General features: G+C 69.9%; 14 protein-coding genes. 7 read left to right on the forward strand and 7 right to left on the reverse strand.

All coding sequences use genetic code 11. The features are described from left to right. The first annotated feature begins 212 nt into the window (after window positions 1-212). Window positions 213-710, forward strand: coding sequence for a hypothetical protein (locus ACFYTS_RS13510; RefSeq protein ID WP_357278036.1), 498 nt, complete (start codon window positions 213-215; stop codon window positions 708-710). A 45-nt stretch (window positions 711-755) separates the two neighbouring features. Here ACFYTS_RS13510 and ACFYTS_RS13515 read toward each other — a convergent pair whose 3' ends face one another. Further along, window positions 756-1,355, reverse strand: coding sequence for a TetR/AcrR family transcriptional regulator (locus ACFYTS_RS13515; RefSeq protein ID WP_357084294.1), 600 nt, complete (start codon window positions 1,353-1,355; stop codon window positions 756-758). Window positions 1,356-1,507: 152 nt separating this feature from the next. On the opposite strand from ACFYTS_RS13515, the gene ACFYTS_RS13520 reads away from it, so the two are divergent. From ACFYTS_RS13520 to ACFYTS_RS13545, 6 genes are all read left to right on the forward strand, one after another. Then, window positions 1,508-2,350: an alpha/beta fold hydrolase gene (locus tag ACFYTS_RS13520; protein WP_387303919.1), complete on the forward strand. Its 843-nt coding sequence runs from the start codon at window positions 1,508-1,510 to the stop codon at window positions 2,348-2,350. Then, window positions 2,347-4,722 (forward strand): glycoside hydrolase family 3 C-terminal domain-containing protein, encoded by a 2,376-nt coding sequence (locus tag ACFYTS_RS13525; protein WP_357278030.1) that lies wholly within the window; start codon window positions 2,347-2,349, stop codon window positions 4,720-4,722. Before ACFYTS_RS13520 ends, ACFYTS_RS13525 begins: the two co-directional genes overlap by 4 nt. 349 nt (window positions 4,723-5,071) lie before the next feature. Then, window positions 5,072-5,938, forward strand: coding sequence for a hypothetical protein (locus ACFYTS_RS13530; RefSeq protein ID WP_357278028.1), 867 nt, complete (start codon window positions 5,072-5,074; stop codon window positions 5,936-5,938). A gap of 70 nt (window positions 5,939-6,008) precedes the next feature. Further along, the gene (locus tag ACFYTS_RS13535; RefSeq protein WP_387303922.1) at window positions 6,009-7,028 is read left to right on the forward strand and encodes an AraC family transcriptional regulator; all 1,020 of its coding nucleotides are present in this window, start codon (window positions 6,009-6,011) and stop codon (window positions 7,026-7,028) included. Window positions 7,029-7,442: 414 nt separating this feature from the next. Continuing rightward, window positions 7,443-8,060 (forward strand): hypothetical protein, encoded by a 618-nt coding sequence (locus tag ACFYTS_RS13540; RefSeq protein ID WP_387303924.1) that lies wholly within the window; start codon window positions 7,443-7,445, stop codon window positions 8,058-8,060. A gap of 185 nt (window positions 8,061-8,245) precedes the next feature. Then, window positions 8,246-8,470, forward strand: a complete 225-nt coding sequence (locus ACFYTS_RS13545; RefSeq protein WP_387303926.1) for a hypothetical protein — start codon at window positions 8,246-8,248, stop codon at window positions 8,468-8,470. A gap of 78 nt (window positions 8,471-8,548) precedes the next feature. On the opposite strand, the gene ACFYTS_RS13550 is transcribed toward ACFYTS_RS13545, so the two are convergent. The 6 genes from ACFYTS_RS13550 to ACFYTS_RS13575 all read right to left on the reverse strand — a co-directional run bounded on the left by ACFYTS_RS13550 (window position 8,549) and on the right by ACFYTS_RS13575 (window position 16,357). Beyond that, window positions 8,549-9,547 carry a phosphatidylinositol-specific phospholipase C gene (locus ACFYTS_RS13550; protein ID WP_357278020.1) on the reverse strand — a complete coding sequence of 333 codons (999 nt, stop codon included), beginning with the start codon at window positions 9,545-9,547 and terminating at the stop codon, window positions 8,549-8,551. Window positions 9,548-9,608: 61 nt separating this feature from the next. Continuing rightward, on the reverse strand, window positions 9,609-10,313 hold the full coding sequence (locus ACFYTS_RS13555) for an FHA domain-containing protein (protein ID WP_387303929.1): 705 nt from the start codon (window positions 10,311-10,313) through the stop codon (window positions 9,609-9,611). Beyond that, window positions 10,313-11,602, reverse strand: a complete 1,290-nt coding sequence (locus ACFYTS_RS13560) for a VWA domain-containing protein (RefSeq protein ID WP_387303932.1) — start codon at window positions 11,600-11,602, stop codon at window positions 10,313-10,315. Before ACFYTS_RS13560 ends, ACFYTS_RS13555 begins: the two co-directional genes overlap by 1 nt. Continuing rightward, window positions 11,599-12,702, reverse strand: coding sequence for a PP2C family serine/threonine-protein phosphatase (locus tag ACFYTS_RS13565; protein WP_387303934.1), 1,104 nt, complete (start codon window positions 12,700-12,702; stop codon window positions 11,599-11,601). The genes ACFYTS_RS13560 and ACFYTS_RS13565 overlap by 4 nt, the downstream gene beginning before the upstream one ends. Then, window positions 12,699-15,179 carry a tetratricopeptide repeat protein gene (locus ACFYTS_RS13570; RefSeq protein ID WP_387303937.1) on the reverse strand — a complete coding sequence of 827 codons (2,481 nt, stop codon included), beginning with the start codon at window positions 15,177-15,179 and terminating at the stop codon, window positions 12,699-12,701. Before ACFYTS_RS13570 ends, ACFYTS_RS13565 begins: the two co-directional genes overlap by 4 nt. Continuing rightward, complete coding sequence (locus ACFYTS_RS13575) at window positions 15,176-16,357, reverse strand: hypothetical protein (protein ID WP_387303940.1); 1,182 nt, start codon at window positions 16,355-16,357, stop codon at window positions 15,176-15,178. Before ACFYTS_RS13575 ends, ACFYTS_RS13570 begins: the two co-directional genes overlap by 4 nt. Window positions 16,358-16,359: the final 2 nt, after the last annotated feature.

Below are 16,359 nucleotides of genomic sequence, written 5' to 3' on the forward strand. Positions count from 1 at the left end.
ATATCGCGATAGACGTCCGCTCCGAAACGTTCGGCGTGTCGCGCTCGCGCGAGTCGGGCTTTTCGATCATGGTCCTGACGTTGGGTCGCCGGACGTGGCAATGACCTTGTAGTCTTTCACAATTCGGTGGGCGGCCCCGGCTACTGTCTGGGCTGTCTTGCATCCACCGGGTACTGGAAGCAACCGGTCAACAGTAAAGGGGAACGCCGGACGTGGACGTGGGAGCAGTGGCGGCGGCCGCGCAATCGGGTCGCAGCAGCGAAGCCATCGTCGCCGACACCGAGCAGCAGGTCATCGAGATGCTCACCAACATCGGGCGCTACTACCAGGCGATGTACAACCTCGGCGACATCCGTTCGCCGGGTGCGGAGTTGCGTGCGGCCTGCTCGAAACTGCTGACCGTCGCCAACTGGCTGGACACGGCCCGCGACGATCAGTACCAGGACGCCCCGACGTCCGAACCGGGCGCGCCCGCGCCGGAGCAGAACCGCTCGCTGCCGCGGGTGGTCGCGGATTTCCTCGCCGAGCACCCCGAGCAGACCTGGACCCCCGCCGAGGTGATCGCGGCGTTGCAGGGTCGCGGCGTGGAGCTGCCGATCAGCGCCCGTCATCACGTCGCGGTGGCGCTGGGCCGAATGGCACAGCGCGACAACAGCAATGTTCGCAAGCTGGACCGCGGCAAATACCAGTACGCGGCGGACTCGGCCTAGCCCGATGCGCCGCTTCCGGCACCTATGCCGGATTTGTCTGCGCCCCTACGAGATCCAGGCGATGAGCTCGTCGATGTAGGCGCGGAAGAGCGTGGCCATGTCGACCCGGTCCGGGTCGACCAGCCATTGCAGTTGCAGGCCGTCCATCATGGCGAAGACCTGCCGGGCGACCGCCGCGGGGTCGATGTCGGCGCGCACGCTGCCGTCGGCCTGCCCTGCCTCCAGCGCCGCGCCCAGATAGTCCTGGAGTCGCCGGTAGCGGTTCTGGGCCCACCCGTGCGCGGGATGATCGACGGTGACGGCCTCGCTGGTGAGAACCGTGAACAGTCGAACCAGACCCGGCACGTGCGTGTTGTGATCCACCAGCTGCGCGAGGCGCACGAGGGCGTCCTTGCCGCGCAGCTGCTGATCGAAGCCCAGCCGGTCGTAGTCGAGGCGGTCGCGGTAATCGAGGACCGCGGACAGCAGCGCCGCCTTGTTGGGGAAGTAGTGCAGGACCCCGGGCTGGGACAGGCCGCAGCGTTCGGCGATCTCGGCGATGGAGGTGCTGCGATAGCCGTTGTCGGCGAAGGCCTTCAGGGCCTCGTCGATGATCTGCTCGCGGCGGTCGTCGCCCCGGCCGCGGCGTCGGGGGTGGGGCGTCATGTGGTGGGACACTAGTCAAGTGTGTTGAGCAGGCAAAACCCGTCTATGGTAACGAAACGGTAACGTTACCTAATGACCACTCGGTAAACGCGGCATCCGCTGGCACACTCGGGGCCAGCCGTACAAGGCAGTACGAGGGAAGGGATCGCCGGATGAGTCAGGCCCTGATCACGCCGTTCACACTGCGGGGAGCCGCTGGAAAACTGGCCGCCTGGGAAGCCGCGCCGCCCGCCGGGACCGCATACCGCGGCACCGCGCTGCTGGTGCCGGGCTTCACCGGCTCGAAGGAGGACTTCGAGGAGATGCTGCCGCTGCTGGCGGACGCCGGCTACCGGGCCGTCGCCTACGACCAGCGCGGGCAGTGGGAGTCCGAGGGCCCCGACGAGGTCTCGGGCTACACCCTGGCCGATTTCGTCGGCGACCTCCAGAGCGTGGTCGACCAGATATCGCCTGACGAGCCCATCCATCTGGTCGGGCACTCCTTCGGCGGCTACGTCTCCCGCGTCGCGGTGATCGAACGCCCCGAACGGTTCCGCACCTTCACCCTGCTCGCCTCGGGCCCGTCCTCGGTGGAGGACATCAACTTCCCGCCGCCGCTGCTGATCGCGCAGCTGGTGGAAGCCGGTGGGCAGGAGGTGATCTGGCAGCAGATGAGCGCGGTCATGGCGCAGGCCGACCAGCAGCCCTCGCCGCAGCGTCAGGAGTTCCTGCGCGAGCGGATCCTGGGCACGAAGCAGGCCAATATCGTGGGCATCCTCACCTGCATGGCCGAGCCGCCGGTGAAAGATCCCGCCGTGCTGCGGGATTCGGGCGTGCCGCTGCTGGTGGCCTACGGCGACACCAATGACCTGTGGGCGCCCGAGGTGCACGCGCGCTTCGCCGCCCAGCTGGGCGCGAAGACCGCCGTCTACCCCGGCTCCGGTCACGTTCCCAACGAGGACGTCCCCGACCGGGTCTGCGCGGACCTGGTGACCTTCTGGAAGGAACGAGCATGACCGACGCCATCGACGACCTGCTCGCGAAACTCGATCTGCCCGCCAAGATCCGGCTCGTCTCGGGCGCGGGCTTCTTCCGCTTCGCCGGTGACGAGAGCATCGGCCTGGCCGACATGCCGGTCTCCGACGGCCCGTCCGGTGTGCGCGGCGAGCACTGGGACGAGCGCGACCCGTCGGTGAGCCTGCCCTCGGGCACCGCCCTGGCCGCCACCTGGGACCGCGACCTGCTCACCGACATCGGCGCGCTCATCGCCGCCGAGGCACGCCGCAAGGACGTGTACGCGGTGCTGGGCCCGACCATCAACCTGCACCGATCCCCGCTCGGTGGACGGCATTTCGAATGCTTCTCCGAGGATCCGATGCTGACCGCCGAGATGGCCGACGCCTACGTGCGCGCGGTGCAGGCGCACGGGGTGAGCGCGTGCCCCAAGCACTACGTCGCCAACGACTCCGAGACCGAGCGCTTCACCGCCGACGTCATCGCCGACGAGCGCACCCTGCGTGAGCTGTACCTGTACCCGTTCGAGCGGTCCGTGGAGGCGGGCGCGTGGATGGTGATGGCGGCCTACAACTCCGTCAACGGCACCACCATGACCGAGAACGACCTGCTCGACGAACCTTTGAAGGGCGAGTGGGGTTTCGACGGCGTGGTGGTCTCGGACTGGACCGCCGTGCGCTCGACCCTCGGCGCGGCCAAGGGCAACGATCTGGCCATGCCCGGCCCCTGGGAGCTGTGGGGCGCGCCGCTGGAACAGGCCGTGCGCGACGGCCGGGTCCCCGAATCCGCGATCGACGACAAGGTGCGGCGCATCCTGCGCTTCGCCGAACGGGTCGGCGCGTTGAACGGAACCCCCACGCCCGTCCCGGCATTCACCGACGAGCGGTCCCGGCAGCTGGTGCGCGAGGCCGCCGCGCTGGCCATGGTGCTGGCGAGCAATGACGGCACCCTGCCGCTGCGCGCGCCGGCCCGGGTGGCGCTGCTCGGCTCCGCCGCCGCCGAACCGCGGTTCATGGGCGGCGGCAGCGCGACCGTGATCCCGGCGCACACCACCTCCCCGCTGGAGGGGCTCTCCGAGGTGCTGCCGGTGGTGTACACCCCCGGCGTCCACCTGAGCGAGAGCATGATTCCGATCCCGTTGGACCTGGTCACCGATCCGGAGACCGGCGAGCCCGGGCTGTCGCTGCGGTACCTCGGCGAGGACACCGTGCTCGGCGTCGAACACCGCACCGCGGGCAGCCTCATGCTGTTCGGCAACCCGAACGCGGTGCAGGCCAAGGCCATCGAGCTGCGCGGGCGGCTGCGCGCCGACGTGGCGGGGGAGTGGCGCATCGGCTTCGCGGGCGTGGGCGCGCTGACCCTGGCGCTGGACGGCGAGCAGGTGCTCGAGGAGACCGTGCTGCCCGACGGCGCCGATCCGGTGGAGATGCTGCTGAATCCGCCGCAGCGCTTCGTGACCCGCACTCTCGCCGAGGGGCAAGAGGTCGAAATCCTGGTGCGCATGGCGCCCGGCGGCGGCTTCCCCGCCATGGGCATCACCTGCGCGGTCGGCCGCCCGCGCCGCTCCGACGACGACGAGTTCGCCGCCGCCATCGACCTGGCCCGCACCAGCGATGTCGCGGTGGTCGTGGTCGGCACCACCGAGCAGATCGAATCCGAGGGCTTCGACCGCACCACGCTGCGCCTGCCCGGCCGCCAGGACGAACTGGTCGCCGCCGTCGCCGCGGCCAACCCGCGCACCGTGGTGGTGGTGAATTCCGGTTCCCCCGTGGAGATGCCGTGGCGCGACGATGTGGCCGCGGTCCTGCTCACCTGGTTCCCCGGACAGGAATTCGGTGCGGCGCTGGCCGACGTGCTGACCGGGGCCGCCGAACCCGGCGGCCGCCTGCCGACCACATGGCCCGTGACGATGGCCGATGTCCCGGTGCTGGACACCAAGCCCGGGCCGGACAACGCGCTGCCGTACTCCGAGGGCATTCACATCGGGTATCGGGCGTGGCTGAAATCCGGTGTGGCCCCGGCTTATCCATTCGGCCACGGCCTGGGCTACACCACCTGGGAGCTCGACGAGCTGACCGTATCCGGCCGCACCGCCACCGTCACCGTCCGCAACACCGGGGCGCGCGCCGGTCGTCAGGTCGTGCAGGCGTACCTGTCGCGTGCGGACAGCGCCGTCGATCGCCCGGTGCGCTGGCTCGCCGGATTCGCGGTGATCGAGGCGGGCGCCGGTGAATCCGTCAGTGCCACCATCGAATTGCCGAGACGCGCGTTCGAGCACTGGACCGCCGACGGCTGGGCTGTCGAACCTGGTTCCTTCACCCTGCACGTCGGCACCTCGGTGACCGCGCTGCCGCTCACCGCCGACATCGGCTGAAAACACGCATCCACCCCAGAGGTCCGGCCGTTCGCGGCCGGACCTCTGACACTGAGTGCCGGCGATTCCGAAGGGCTATCGGTCGGGATGCATTGTTGACAAGATCATGTAATATCTGGCGAATCGAAAGGGGCTGCACAGCAACCCTTTTTGCACTCTTGATCGACTTCAGGGCGGTAGGGGGTATCGGGGGAAATCGACTTCAGGCTTCGAAAATGTCGAAGCGCAGGGGCAGCTCGTCGACGCGGTGGGGGCGTTGATGGCGAGACGCAGGGGCCGGCTGCGCGCGACGTGGTGACCACACGGATTCCGCAGTATCGACTGCCGCTCGCACCAAAGGAATCTAGCGATGTCCGAAAACTTCCCGGATCATCCCTCGGCCCTTTCCTCCACACCCACCGACCTGTCCCTGCTGTTGCGTCCGGCCCCGCCCGGAGGGCCGACCGACATGGTGCGCATGCATCCGAGCAACGGCTACCTGCTGTGGGCCGACCTGCCGCCCGTGCTCGTGCTGGGCAGCTCCGGCGGCTCCGGCGCGACCACCACCGCGCTCGGCATCGCGGGCGCGGCCGCCTACGACTACGGCGAGCACTCACCGGTGGTCGTGGACGCCACCACCACCGGCGGTGACCTCGCCGCGCGCGGGTGCGACACCATCGACGCCGCCGGCACGGTCCAGTCCTGGCTGAACATGGCGCACCGCAGCCTGCCGTCAACGGTCATCGACAGCTGCGGCGAAAACAGCTCCGGCGTAGGCGTTCTGCCGCGCGGGCCCGAAGCGCTGCCCCGTCGCGAGACCTACTCCTCGGTCCACCGCGACCTGGTCGAGGCGGGATGCCTGCCCGTGTACGACGGTGGCGCGCCGGTCACCAGCCGCGTGGTCGCGCCGTTGCTGAGCGATTCGCGCATCTCGCTGGTGATCACCCTGGCTGCCCGCCCCGATGCGGTGAACCGGCTCAAACCGGCGCTGATCTGGCTCGACGACAACTACAGCCAGTACCACCTGGCCGACGCGGTCATCGTGGTCACCCGCCAGCACCCCAAGGACGGGCCGCTGGTCACCGAGCACGTGCGCAAGTATCTGGGCGATGTGGTCCGCGCGGTCGCCGAGATTCCCTACGACACGCACCTGGGCTCGGGCGGCCCTGTCACCTGGCGGCGGCTGGCCCCGCCGACCCGCGCCGCCTACCGGCAACTGGTCAATCTACTTCGATAGCCGCACAAAACCATTCGGTTCGTTTACCGGGTCGGCCCGGCAGTGCGAGGGTAGCTGGCACGATTGCCCCATGAATGCCTACGACGTGACGGTGGGTGGCCCGCGCATCTCGACCGCCGGGGCGTCCGCGAAGGAAGCGTTCGATCTCTGGGCGTCCATCCTGAGCGAATCGATGATGAAATGCTCGATGGAACCGCTCTCGGACGGACCGTTCCACGGCGTACTCGATCCCTGCGTGCGCTCCGAGCCGATATCGATTGCCCGAGTGGCGAATTCGGACACCCTCGTGCGCCGCACCCACCGCCACATCGCCGCCTCCGACGAGCCGCACGCGCTGGCCTGGCTGACCACCGCCGGCGTCTGTGACGTCCGTTGCGGCGCAACCTACCTGCGCTCCCCGGTGGGCACCATGGTCCTGGTCGACGGCGAGCGGCCGCAGGAGGCGATCACCACCGAGTACGAGGGCATCGTGATCCGGGTCCGGCGCGACCTGCTGCTGAGCGCCGCGGGCTTGCGTGACGACGAATTCCCGCTGGCCAGAAGGTTGCAGCCGATCGGGCACGAAGCCTTGGTGATCGACTTCTTCCGGCGGCTGGTGCACCTGTCGCCCGAGGCCCTGGGCACTACGGCCCTGTTGAACTCCGGCATCGGGCTGCTCGCGGCCGGACTGGCCCTGGGCAGCGACCAGCTGCCCGACGAATCGGCCACGAACGCCCTCCTACGCCAGCAGGTGATCGCCTTCCTGACGGCGCACCTGGGCAACCCGGAGCTGACGCCCGACCGGATCGCCGTCGCCTGCGGACTCTCGCGGCGCAAGTTGTTCCGGCTCTTCGCCGATATCGACGGCGGCCCCATGATGCTGCTGCGCCGCATGCGCGTCGAGCGCGCCCGCGAACTGCTGGTCGCGGCCCCCGACCGCACGATCGCGGCCATCGCCGACGCCTGCGGCTTCACCGGCGACCGCAACTTCTATCGCGTGTTCCGTGCCGAGACCGGTCTGACTCCCCGCGAATACCGCGACCACGTGCTGTCCGTGCGCCCGGCGGCGAATCCGCCGGTGAGTGTGCCGCTGGGTAGCTTCTCGGCGTAACGGCCTGTCGCCGATCGTATGTCATGCGTCGTCGCTGGCGTGTCACTCGTTGTCGGTATCGATGACCATTAGATTGCTGGGTGGCTGCTGATGGGTTGCGGAGTGTCAGCTTGACCCCCGTTTTGTCCGGCATCGGAATAATCGACACGAGGTCGGAGCCGGAAAAGTGGCTCGACGCCGCCGGTCGCCTCTGATCTATTCCTGTGCACTCACAGCCGATAATCCTCTCCGCGCCAATTGATCTGGGTGTCCGAACGGTCCGATAGCATCGAATGGTTGCTCGGGTACGCGCCATCCGTTCGATCGTCGCGATTCGGCAGGTAGGTGGGATGCGGGTGAGTTCAGGTGCGAAGTCGTGTATCCGCTGCGGTGGCCGCCTGGCACGCCACAACACCGGCGAGCTGTGCGGCCCCTGTGACCGGGGCCGCGAGCGGCTGCCGCGGCTGGAACCGTCCCTGTGGCGTCGCCGCCGAATCCGGCAATCCCGCGATCGCGATCGAATTGGCGCGGGCGGCGCTGCGCAATTCCGCCGAGCTGCCCCGGCTGCGCACACTGGCGCTGCAATTGGCGCACGGGCACGCGCTGCGAAAGGCGGGAAGCGAATCCGATCGGGCCATCGGCCAGGCGTGGGAGGCCACCGCCGATCCCGCCGCGGGGGATGGTGATCTGGCCGGCTATTGCACACCGGAATTCATTCGCATGGAAGCCGCGAACAGCTGGGTGCACCTGGGCAAGCCGGAAGCGGCGGTGGAGACCTTGCTGAAAGCGCTGCCGCTGTGGCAGATCGAGGATCGCCGCGATCTGGGGCGGGGTCTGGCGCTGCTGGCGGTGGCGCAGGCGCGGACCGGTGCGGCCGATCAGGCGCTGGAGGCGGCGGCCCGGCCCGCGCTCGCGATCGCCTCCGAGACGCACTCCAGCCGGACCCTGCGGCAATTGCACCGGCTGCCCGGGGAATTGGCCGGTTCCGGGGGCGCCGGCCAAGCGCGGGAATTGCGCACTATTCTCCATCGCACGCTGCGTGCGCAGCGCTGATAATGCGAGGTTGATTTGCTGAAAGGTAGCGGAATGTCGGACTCGGATGTCACCCGAGGTCGCACCGGCTGTCGCCAGACGTCGGTCGAGGTGACCTTTGCGTTTCGGTGACCATTCTGACATGCAGAAACTGTTAACGTTGATCTTGTTCGAATGCATCTCACGAGACATGGATTCGAGGACAGATGAAGAATGCTGGTAAGTTGCCATCCCTGGGTATCGCCGCCCTGCTGCTGACCTTCATCGGGCTGCTGCTCATCGGGCCCGTGGCCGCCGGATTCCTGATCCAGGCGACCACGGGCGGTCCGGCCGACCTCGCCACCTTCGCCCCGCTGGTCGGCATGGCGCTGGTCGTCGCCTTCGCGCTGGGCGCGGGGATCTGGATGTTCTGGACGCTGCTACGGCGCTGAGATCGATTGCGGGATCGGAGATCCGCCGCCACCACGGCCACCACAGTGGCCGCGGTGGCGACCGCCGGCGAGATCGCCTCAGGCGAAGTTCTTTTCGATCAACTGGGTGACAACCGACGGGTAGCGGTCGGGGAAGTCCATGGGCACGATGCCGTAGTGCGCGGCCTGGCCGCGGTGCGCGGTGAGGTAGGCGTCGATCTTCGGCATGATGGCCGCGGCATTGTCCTTGGGCCAGGCGTTGTCGGCGAAACTGGTGAAGTTGATGTACTCGACGGTGTTGGCGGGATCGGCGGCGGCCTTGTCGAAACAGTCGCGGACGTAATCGAATTTGTCGCCGCCCGACGAGCCGAAGTTCGAGGAGCCCGAATCCAGTCCGGCCAGGCCCTTGTTCTTGTACCGGTCCTGCAGGTAGATCCGATCGGTGCTGAACACGCCGTTGTCGCCGCCGGGCCACTGCAGACAGCCCAGGGAGTTCGCGAACTGTGCGATGAGCACGATCCGGCCGCGCGCCTCACCCAGTGCGGGGAAGCGGTTCTCCAGCCAGAACAGCGAGCGGTAGCCCTTGGCGTCCAGGTAGCCGTTGAAGATGCGCTCGAAGTTCGAGCCCACGTCGTTGTTGGTGCCGTCCTCCTTCTTGACCCGCATGATCAGGACCTCGCCCGGATTGCGGGCCAGGAAGGTCCGGCACTGATCGAGCACGGTGTCGAAGGTGATGCCCTGGTAGAAGCCGCTGTGGTAGACGCCGAAGGAGTCGGCGGTGTGGTCCTGCAGACCGTTGCAGCGCATGTCGAGGAAGCGGATGCCGTGCGCGAACTGGTCGGGCAGCGACCAGTTCTGGGTGTGGGACCATTCGGTGCCGTTGGCCGGATCGGTGGCGCAGGAGTCGTGGGTGCCGGGAATGGTCAGGCGCGGTAGCGGCGTGGTGTCGGCCAGCGCCGACATCCACGCCTGCGGCGCCGCCGCCACGGTCCGGGCGTGCGGAATCGCCTGGGCCGCAGCACCGGTCAGGCCGGTGGCGACCGTGCCGGCGACGGCGGCCAGGGTGGTGCGGGCGAAGTCTCGGCGCGTCAAGCTCATAGAGCGGGGAGCCTAACCTGGACAACGGTCCAAGATCACCGAATTGCCCGAATCGGCCGGGTCAGTCTTGTTCCGTGCTCAGGGTGATGGTCGTCCAGCCGCCCACATGGATGCGATCGCCGTCCCGCAGGGGGATGGCGGTCTTGGGCGCGATCGGGGTCGGGCTCTCGTTGATGCAGGTGCCGTTGGTGGACCCGAGATCGGTGACGGTCAGGGTGCCGCCACTGATGTGGAGGATCGCGTGCGACCGCGACACCGCGATATCGGCGGGCGCGACCGACAGATCGATATCCGGGTGCACCCCCTGCGAGACACTGCGCTTCCCGATCAGGATATTGGGCCCCCGCAACGGGATTCGGCGATCGGGGTAGTAGTCGGGGAAGTCGACCCGGTCCAGGTCCGGACCCTTCTGGGCCTGCATGCGCGCGTAGTGCCCCGGATCGGCGGTCACCGTTGCCACCCAGACCGGCCCGCCGTTCGGGTTCTCCCGGGTCTCGCCCTCGGTCTGAGCGGTCGACCCCTCGGGCTCCCCGACCGTCCCCGCCGACTGCTCGTGCCCGCCCGTCGCGGTCGGCGCGGTTGGTGGCGGCGGCAGTGCCGAATCGTGCCCGCAGTTCTCACAGAACCGTCCCTCCGCGGGCACCCCGCAGGACGGGCACAGCGCCGGAGGCGGTGCGGCGGTGGCCGACCCGTCCCCGACCGGCGCACCACAGGTGTCGCAGTAGTCGCTCGCGGTGGTCTCGTGCCCGTCGGTGCAGAACGCCATCACGGCTCCTTGCGGACGCGGGCCGTCTTCGTGGAACGCACGTCGAGGGCCATCTCGTCGGCGGGATTGACCTTGTTGCGCAGCCGGATGGTGCCGGTGCGCTCGTCGACCACATCGACCACGCTGAGCAGCAACTTGGCGGTGTTCTCATTGCCGGACTCGGTGGCCAGGTGGTACGCGCGCTGGAGTTTGGCGGTGGCCGTGGCGAAGTCGCCCTGCTTGCGCGCGGCCAGGCCCTCCTGCACGGTCTGGGCCAGTTCGGCCTGGCCGGTGTAGTGGGCGACACGGCGGCTGATGATCGCCGACTTGTCGGTGTCGGTGGTCCAGGCCGCCTTGACCAGACCCTGCCCGAGGATCTCGCCGTCGGCCAGCACGCTCACCCGCGCCGTCAGCTTCTCCCGACCGGCCGCGGCGGGCTCGACGTCGAGCTGCACGTGGTAGTCGCGATCCTCCGCGCCCCACGAACCCAGCGCGTACTCGCCGATCTGCGGACCCGCCTCGACCCGGCGCGCGGTGAGGTCCTCGATGAACGGCGCGACCTGCTTGATGAACGCGATCCGCGCGCCCACCGGCGTCCACACCCGCAGCGTGAGCTCCGGAATCGCCTTCTCCATGGAGGTTTCCATCATGGCCGCGAAATCCTGGGCCAGCTGGTCCGCGGTCTTCACGATGTCGACGGTGCCGTGCAGCGCGGAGGCGATGGCGCGCAGCTCGTTCGGCTCCCAGTCCGCGCCGACGCCGCGGCAGTCGCAGGTGAAGACGCCCGTCGACAACTGGATCTCCTCGGCCAGCCGCTCCGGCGTCTCGTGCTCGTTGCGGCCGTCGGTGAGCAGGATCGCGTGCACCATCGCGCCCGGGTGCTGCTTGGCGATCAGCCGCGACAGGCCCAGCCAGGTGCCGATGGCGGTGCCTCCGTGCGGGGACAGCTTGTCCAGGGCGCGACGGGCATTGGCGCGCTCCTGCCGGCTCGCCACCGCGGACGCGCCGCTGTGCGGGAACACCACCTGCGCCTTGTCGGTGCCCTCCACGATCGCGAACCGGGTGCCGTCGGGCATGACGTCCAGGGCGGCCAGGGTGGCCTGGCGCGCGCCCGCGAACTTGCCCGCGCCGCCCATCGAGCCGGAGGTGTCGATGATCAGGATCTCGACCCGGGGCGCGGGCGCCACCGACACCACCAGATCGTCGGTGGCCTCCACGGTCACGATGGCGTCGACCGTGCGCGCACCCTCGGCGAGGAATTCGTTCTGGTCGACGGCGACCGAAAGGCCTTGGTTCTCAGCGGAAGTCACGGGGTGTCTCCTGACGGTGCTAGGGACGGGACGGGGACGAGCGCGACGGTGATGTTGTCCTTGCCGCCCGCGCCGAGCGCGTGCTCCACCAGGGCGCGCGCCGCGAGCAGGGCGGGCTGCGAGCCGGTGAAGCGGGACAGGGCCGCCGCCTCGGGAAGGTAGTTCCACAGGCCGTCGCTGCACAGCAACAGGACGCCGGGTTCGCTGGTGCGCAGGGTGCGCACGCAGCTGGGGGACCACTGGTGCTCGGAATCGGCGCCGAGCCAGCGGGTGAGCACGTGCGCGTGCGGGCCGTCCATGGCGGTGGCCGCGTCCAGCAGGCCGTTGTCCACCATGGCCTGGGCCAGGGTGTCGTCGACGGTGAGGCGTTCGGAGTCGTCGCCCGGGCGCAGCCAATAGGCCCGGCTGTCACCGACATTCGCGACGGTGACGGCCGCGCCGCCGTCGGGCTGGAACTGCACGATCGCCGAGACATAGGTGCACGACGGGGACTTGCCGTCCGGGGTGCCCACGGCCGTGACCGCGTCGGCGGCGGCGGTGAGCCCGGCCAGGGCGCACTCCTCGGCGGACCGGTCGGCCGCGAGTGCGGCCAGGGTGGCGTCCAGGCCCGCGCGGACCGCCGCGCCGGAGGCGGCCTGCGGATCCTCGGAGGTGGACACCCCGTCGCAGACCGCGATCACCGCGGTGGCGGGACGATCCGGTGACGAGCTGTCGAGCACGGCCGCGGCGACCGCGTCCTCGTTGCGGGCATGCAGCAGACCACGGTCGGTCACCAAGCACGCCGCGCCCAGATCCGCTTCGAAGCGATCGCGCTCCGGGCCCAGCTCACCGCAACTGGCGCAGTAGCCGTCCGGATCGAATGCCGTGCCCCCGCAGCCGTGGCAGTCGGGCGCGGGACCCGCCGCGAAGCCGGTGCCGTCCCCGCCCTCGCGGCGCGCGGTGCGGGCCGCGTGGGCGACCGGCACCGTGGAGCCGGAACCGGGCCGGAACTCCTTGGGCGGCAGTGCGATCAGCCGGACCCCCAGTTTGCTCCCGCACGCCTCGCAGAAGCGGTCGGTGTCCGCGGCGAAGGTGCCGCAGCTCGGGCAGCGGGCCGTCACAGCAGCGTCCTCGGGCGCACGGCATTGGCCTGTTCCACCAGGGCGATGCGCTCCCACATGTCGTCGGTCTCGTGCGCGAGATCGCGATAGCAGCGTTCCAAACCGGTCCGTACCCCTTGTTGATCGAGCGCCACCCCCAGCAGCGGGGAGTGGTCGGTGGGCACCCTGCCCAGGCGCAGCCAGCGCAGCGCCGCGTCCAGGACTCGCAGCCGGGCCTGTGCGGCACGGCGTTTCGAGTCCAGGGTCAGCTTGCCGATCCGGGCCCCAGCGTCGCGCATGAGTTGTTCGGTGAGCTCGGCGGGATCGTTCACGGCCAGCAAGGTCTCGACGGCGGTGACACCCGCTTCGGTGTGCACCGCCGAAGCGGCGTCGACCTGATCCAGCACCGCGACCGCGCCCGGGTTGTCACCGGCCGCGCGGCGTGAGCGGGCAGCGCCGAAGGCCGCGCTGGTGAAGGTGCGGTCGGTACGCCACACCAGGTCGTAATAGGTTTCCGCGCGGGCCGCGTCGGCGGTGGCGCCGTCGGCGGCCAGCAGCTCGGCGGTGACGGCCAGGGCCAGCTTCGGGGCGGCCTCACCCGGCAGCGCGCTGTAGAGGGCGTCGAATTCGGCGGTGGCGGCGGCCCAATCGCGTTGCAGCAGGCGGGCCTGACCCGCGAACCAGGTCAGCCGCCAGTCCCCGGCGAGCGTGGACTCCACCTCGTCGAGGCGGCGCAGGGCGTCGTCGGCGTCACCGAATTCCAGTGCGGCGCGGATCAATCGGAGCGGGATCTCGACCGACTCGGCCTGGCCGGTGACCACCGACTGGAGGCCCGCGTTGATCTCACGCTCCAGGTCCTCGGGGGTGACCGCGCTGGTCGAGGCGAGCAGGGCGGCGCCGCTGTCGCCCGGATCGATCAGCGGGACCGGTAGCGCGGCGATGATGTCGCGCGGGTCGTCGGGCAACTGGTCACCGACGCCGAACACTCCGCGCGGCGGGCCGAACCGGGTGGACAACCCCGGCCGGGGCCGCCCGTCGTCGCGAGCCAACACCTCGCGCAGCACGCCGGTGAGCTGATCGCCCATCTCGGTCATGGAGGTGAACCGCGCGTCGGGGTCGATGTCGGTGGCGCGCAGCAGGAATCGGTACAGCGACTCGTGGCGGGCCATCAGCGGTTCGGCGTCCGGGCCGGGCAGCGGGCCCAGCTCGTTGTTCACCGGCGGGATCCGCATGATCAACGCCGCCAGCGTGCGGCCCACCGTGTACACCTCCGACGCCACCGTCGGACCGGTCTGCGCGATCTCCTGGGCCTGGTAACCCGGTGTGCCGTAGATGGTTTCGGTCTGATCGTGCAGGCCGATCACCGCGCCCAGGTCGATGAGCTTGAGCTGCTCCTCGGTCTGCATCACGTTGTCGGGCTTGAAATCGCAGTAGGCCAGGCCGCGATCGTGCAGGTACTCCAGGGCGGGCAGCATCTCCAGGATGTAGGCGATGGCGCGCGCGGGTCGCAGATACTGCTGATCGGCGGTGCGCTGCTCGCGCAGGATCTGCTTGAGCGACTTGCCGCCCACGTACTCCATGACGATGTAGCCGACCGGCTTGCCGTCGGGGCCGGTGTCCTCGGCGAAGTTGTAGATCCGCACGATGTTCGGGTGATCGACCTGCGCGAGGAACCGCTTCTCGGCCACCGCCGCCCGCATGGCGTCGGCGTCACCGGTATTGAGCAGGCCCTTGAGCACCACCGGGCGGTTGTCGACCTTGTGGTCCACCGCCAGGTAGATCCAGCCCAGGCCGCCGTGCGCGAGCGGGCCCAGCACCTGGTACTGGCCGCCGACCAGATCGGCGCTCGACAGCTTGGGGGTGAAGGAGAAGCGGGTGCCGCAGTGCGCGCAGAAGCCCTCGGCGCGGCCCGGCTCGCCATTGCGGCTGCGGCCGACCGGGCGGCCGCATTTGCCGCAATCACGGTGGTGCTCGGGCACTTCCGGGTCAGCGAGAACCGCTTCGGTGGGATCGCGGCGGGGGACCGAGGGGACCTTCACCATGCCCGCGCCGAGGCGGCCGCGGCTCGCGCCGGACGAACCGGAGCGGCCGGTGCGGACCGAGCGCCCGCTGCGGGAGGCCCGGCTGGTCGCCGTGGATCCGGTGCCGGTGGTCGCGTTACCGGCCTGCGCGGTGGTGGTCAGCGCCGAGACCGGAGCGGGCGCGCTGCCGCAGACATCGCAGTAGCCGTCGAGAATCGTTCCCGTGCAACCGGGTTCGGTGCAGCGGTCCGACGCCGCGCCGCCCGCGCCGGTGGCGGGGGCGCCGGTCGGGCTGCCCCCGGGCGCCGAGCCCGCAGCGCCCCGGGCCGAGGTTCTCGCCGCGGCCCCCGAACCTCCCGCAACGCTGGATCCGCCCATGCCACTCTCCATGGCCGCCCCCGGGCTCGGGGCGGTGCCGCAGACGGTGCAGTATCCGTCCTCGATGGTCCCGGTGCAGCCGGGCTCGGTGCAGTTCATGATCGCCTCCCCGATTTCTGCGCGATGAGCTGGCGGTAGTCCGTGATGGCGCGGGTGACCGCGGCCAGGTCGCAGGGCCGGCGCGCCAGCAGTCCGGCGGCGATGCGACTCGAGGCCAGCACATCCTGTTCCTCGCTGACCCCCAGGCGCGCGGCCTTGGCGCGATAGGAGCTGAAGCGTCCCTTCAGTTCCATTCGCCGGTCGAGCAGCCCCTGTGCCAGTTGCTCGTTGTGGGTCGCGGTGTCGAGGGCGGCGGCGATGCGCTGGCGCAGCTCCCACAGCGCGGCCGGGGTGGGCTGCTCGGCGTCGAGCGCGGTCAATTCCGCGCTGTAGACGGAACTGTCGTCGGCGTGACGGGGCAGTGGCGCGGCCAGGATGATGCTCTCCACTTCGGCGCGCGCGTGGTCGGCGCGCTCACAGGTCTTGCGCAGCACGTCGATCAGCGTCCGCACGCGTTCGACCGCGGTGTCCCAGTCCGCGGACATGGCCCGCAGATCGGCCAGGACGGCCGCGGCCTCGCGCATGCGGCGCGACAGCTCGGTCAACCGGCGGTCCAGGGCGTCCGGCGCCAGCGCGAGGGGATCGGTGGCGACCTGCACCGACAGTTCGTCGAGATCGACTGCCAGCGACCGCAATTGCGGCATGGTTGAGCCGACCCGGTCCAGCTCCGCGCGCAGCGGCGCGACCTCGGACATCACCCGGTCGTTGACCGCCTCCACGGCTTCGAGCACCCGCACCACGACCGGGAAGGCCGCGTGCATGCGCTCGAGCAGCTCGGCGATCCCGATCAGCTGGACCTGCTCGCGCGGCCCGCCCAGCGCGCGCTGCGACATGGGAATCGCGGTGCGCGCCAGCTCGATCGGCTGCCCGCGCAGCAGCCGGGTCAGCTCCTCGCGGTCGAGGGCGTCCAGTCGCCGGCGGGCCCGCGCGGACCGCGCGCGATCCAGCACCGTGCCCAGGCGGCCGAAGTCCTCCCACAGCAGTTCCAGGGCCGCGCGGGCCGGACCCCAGCGCTGCTCGGTCACCCCGGTGGGCGGGAATCGCCGCAACAGGACCAGACCGGGATGCTTGTCCAGTTCCACCAGGGTCGCGGCGATGATCTCGATCTCGCGGGCCCGTTCGGCGATGTCGCGGTCGATCTCGGCGACGCTGAGAATGTGCCCCGGATTCGGTTGCATGG

Origin of the sequence: Nocardia sp. NPDC004151 (genome assembly GCF_042874235.1) — a bacterium.
Lineage (GTDB): Bacteria > Actinomycetota > Actinomycetes > Mycobacteriales > Mycobacteriaceae > Nocardia.

Coding starts and splice junctions, on each gene's coding strand:
- ACFYTS_RS13550 (WP_357278020.1), bottom strand. CDS start 9,547: ATGAGCTTGACGCGCCGAGACTTCGCCCGCACCACCCTGGCCGCCGTC.
- ACFYTS_RS13515 (WP_357084294.1), bottom strand. CDS start 1,355: ATGACGCCCCACCCCCGACGCCGCGGCCGGGGCGACGACCGCCGCGAG.
- ACFYTS_RS13545 (WP_387303926.1), top strand. CDS start 8,246: ATGAAGAATGCTGGTAAGTTGCCATCCCTGGGTATCGCCGCCCTGCTG.
- ACFYTS_RS13520 (WP_387303919.1), top strand. CDS start 1,508: ATGAGTCAGGCCCTGATCACGCCGTTCACACTGCGGGGAGCCGCTGGA.
- ACFYTS_RS13570 (WP_387303937.1), bottom strand. CDS start 15,179: ATGAACTGCACCGAGCCCGGCTGCACCGGGACCATCGAGGACGGATAC.
- ACFYTS_RS13525 (WP_357278030.1), top strand. CDS start 2,347: ATGACCGACGCCATCGACGACCTGCTCGCGAAACTCGATCTGCCCGCC.
- ACFYTS_RS13530 (WP_357278028.1), top strand. CDS start 5,072: ATGTCCGAAAACTTCCCGGATCATCCCTCGGCCCTTTCCTCCACACCC.
- ACFYTS_RS13535 (WP_387303922.1), top strand. CDS start 6,009: ATGAATGCCTACGACGTGACGGTGGGTGGCCCGCGCATCTCGACCGCC.
- ACFYTS_RS13555 (WP_387303929.1), bottom strand. CDS start 10,313: ATGGCGTTCTGCACCGACGGGCACGAGACCACCGCGAGCGACTACTGC.
- ACFYTS_RS13575 (WP_387303940.1), bottom strand. CDS start 16,357: ATGCAACCGAATCCGGGGCACATTCTCAGCGTCGCCGAGATCGACCGC.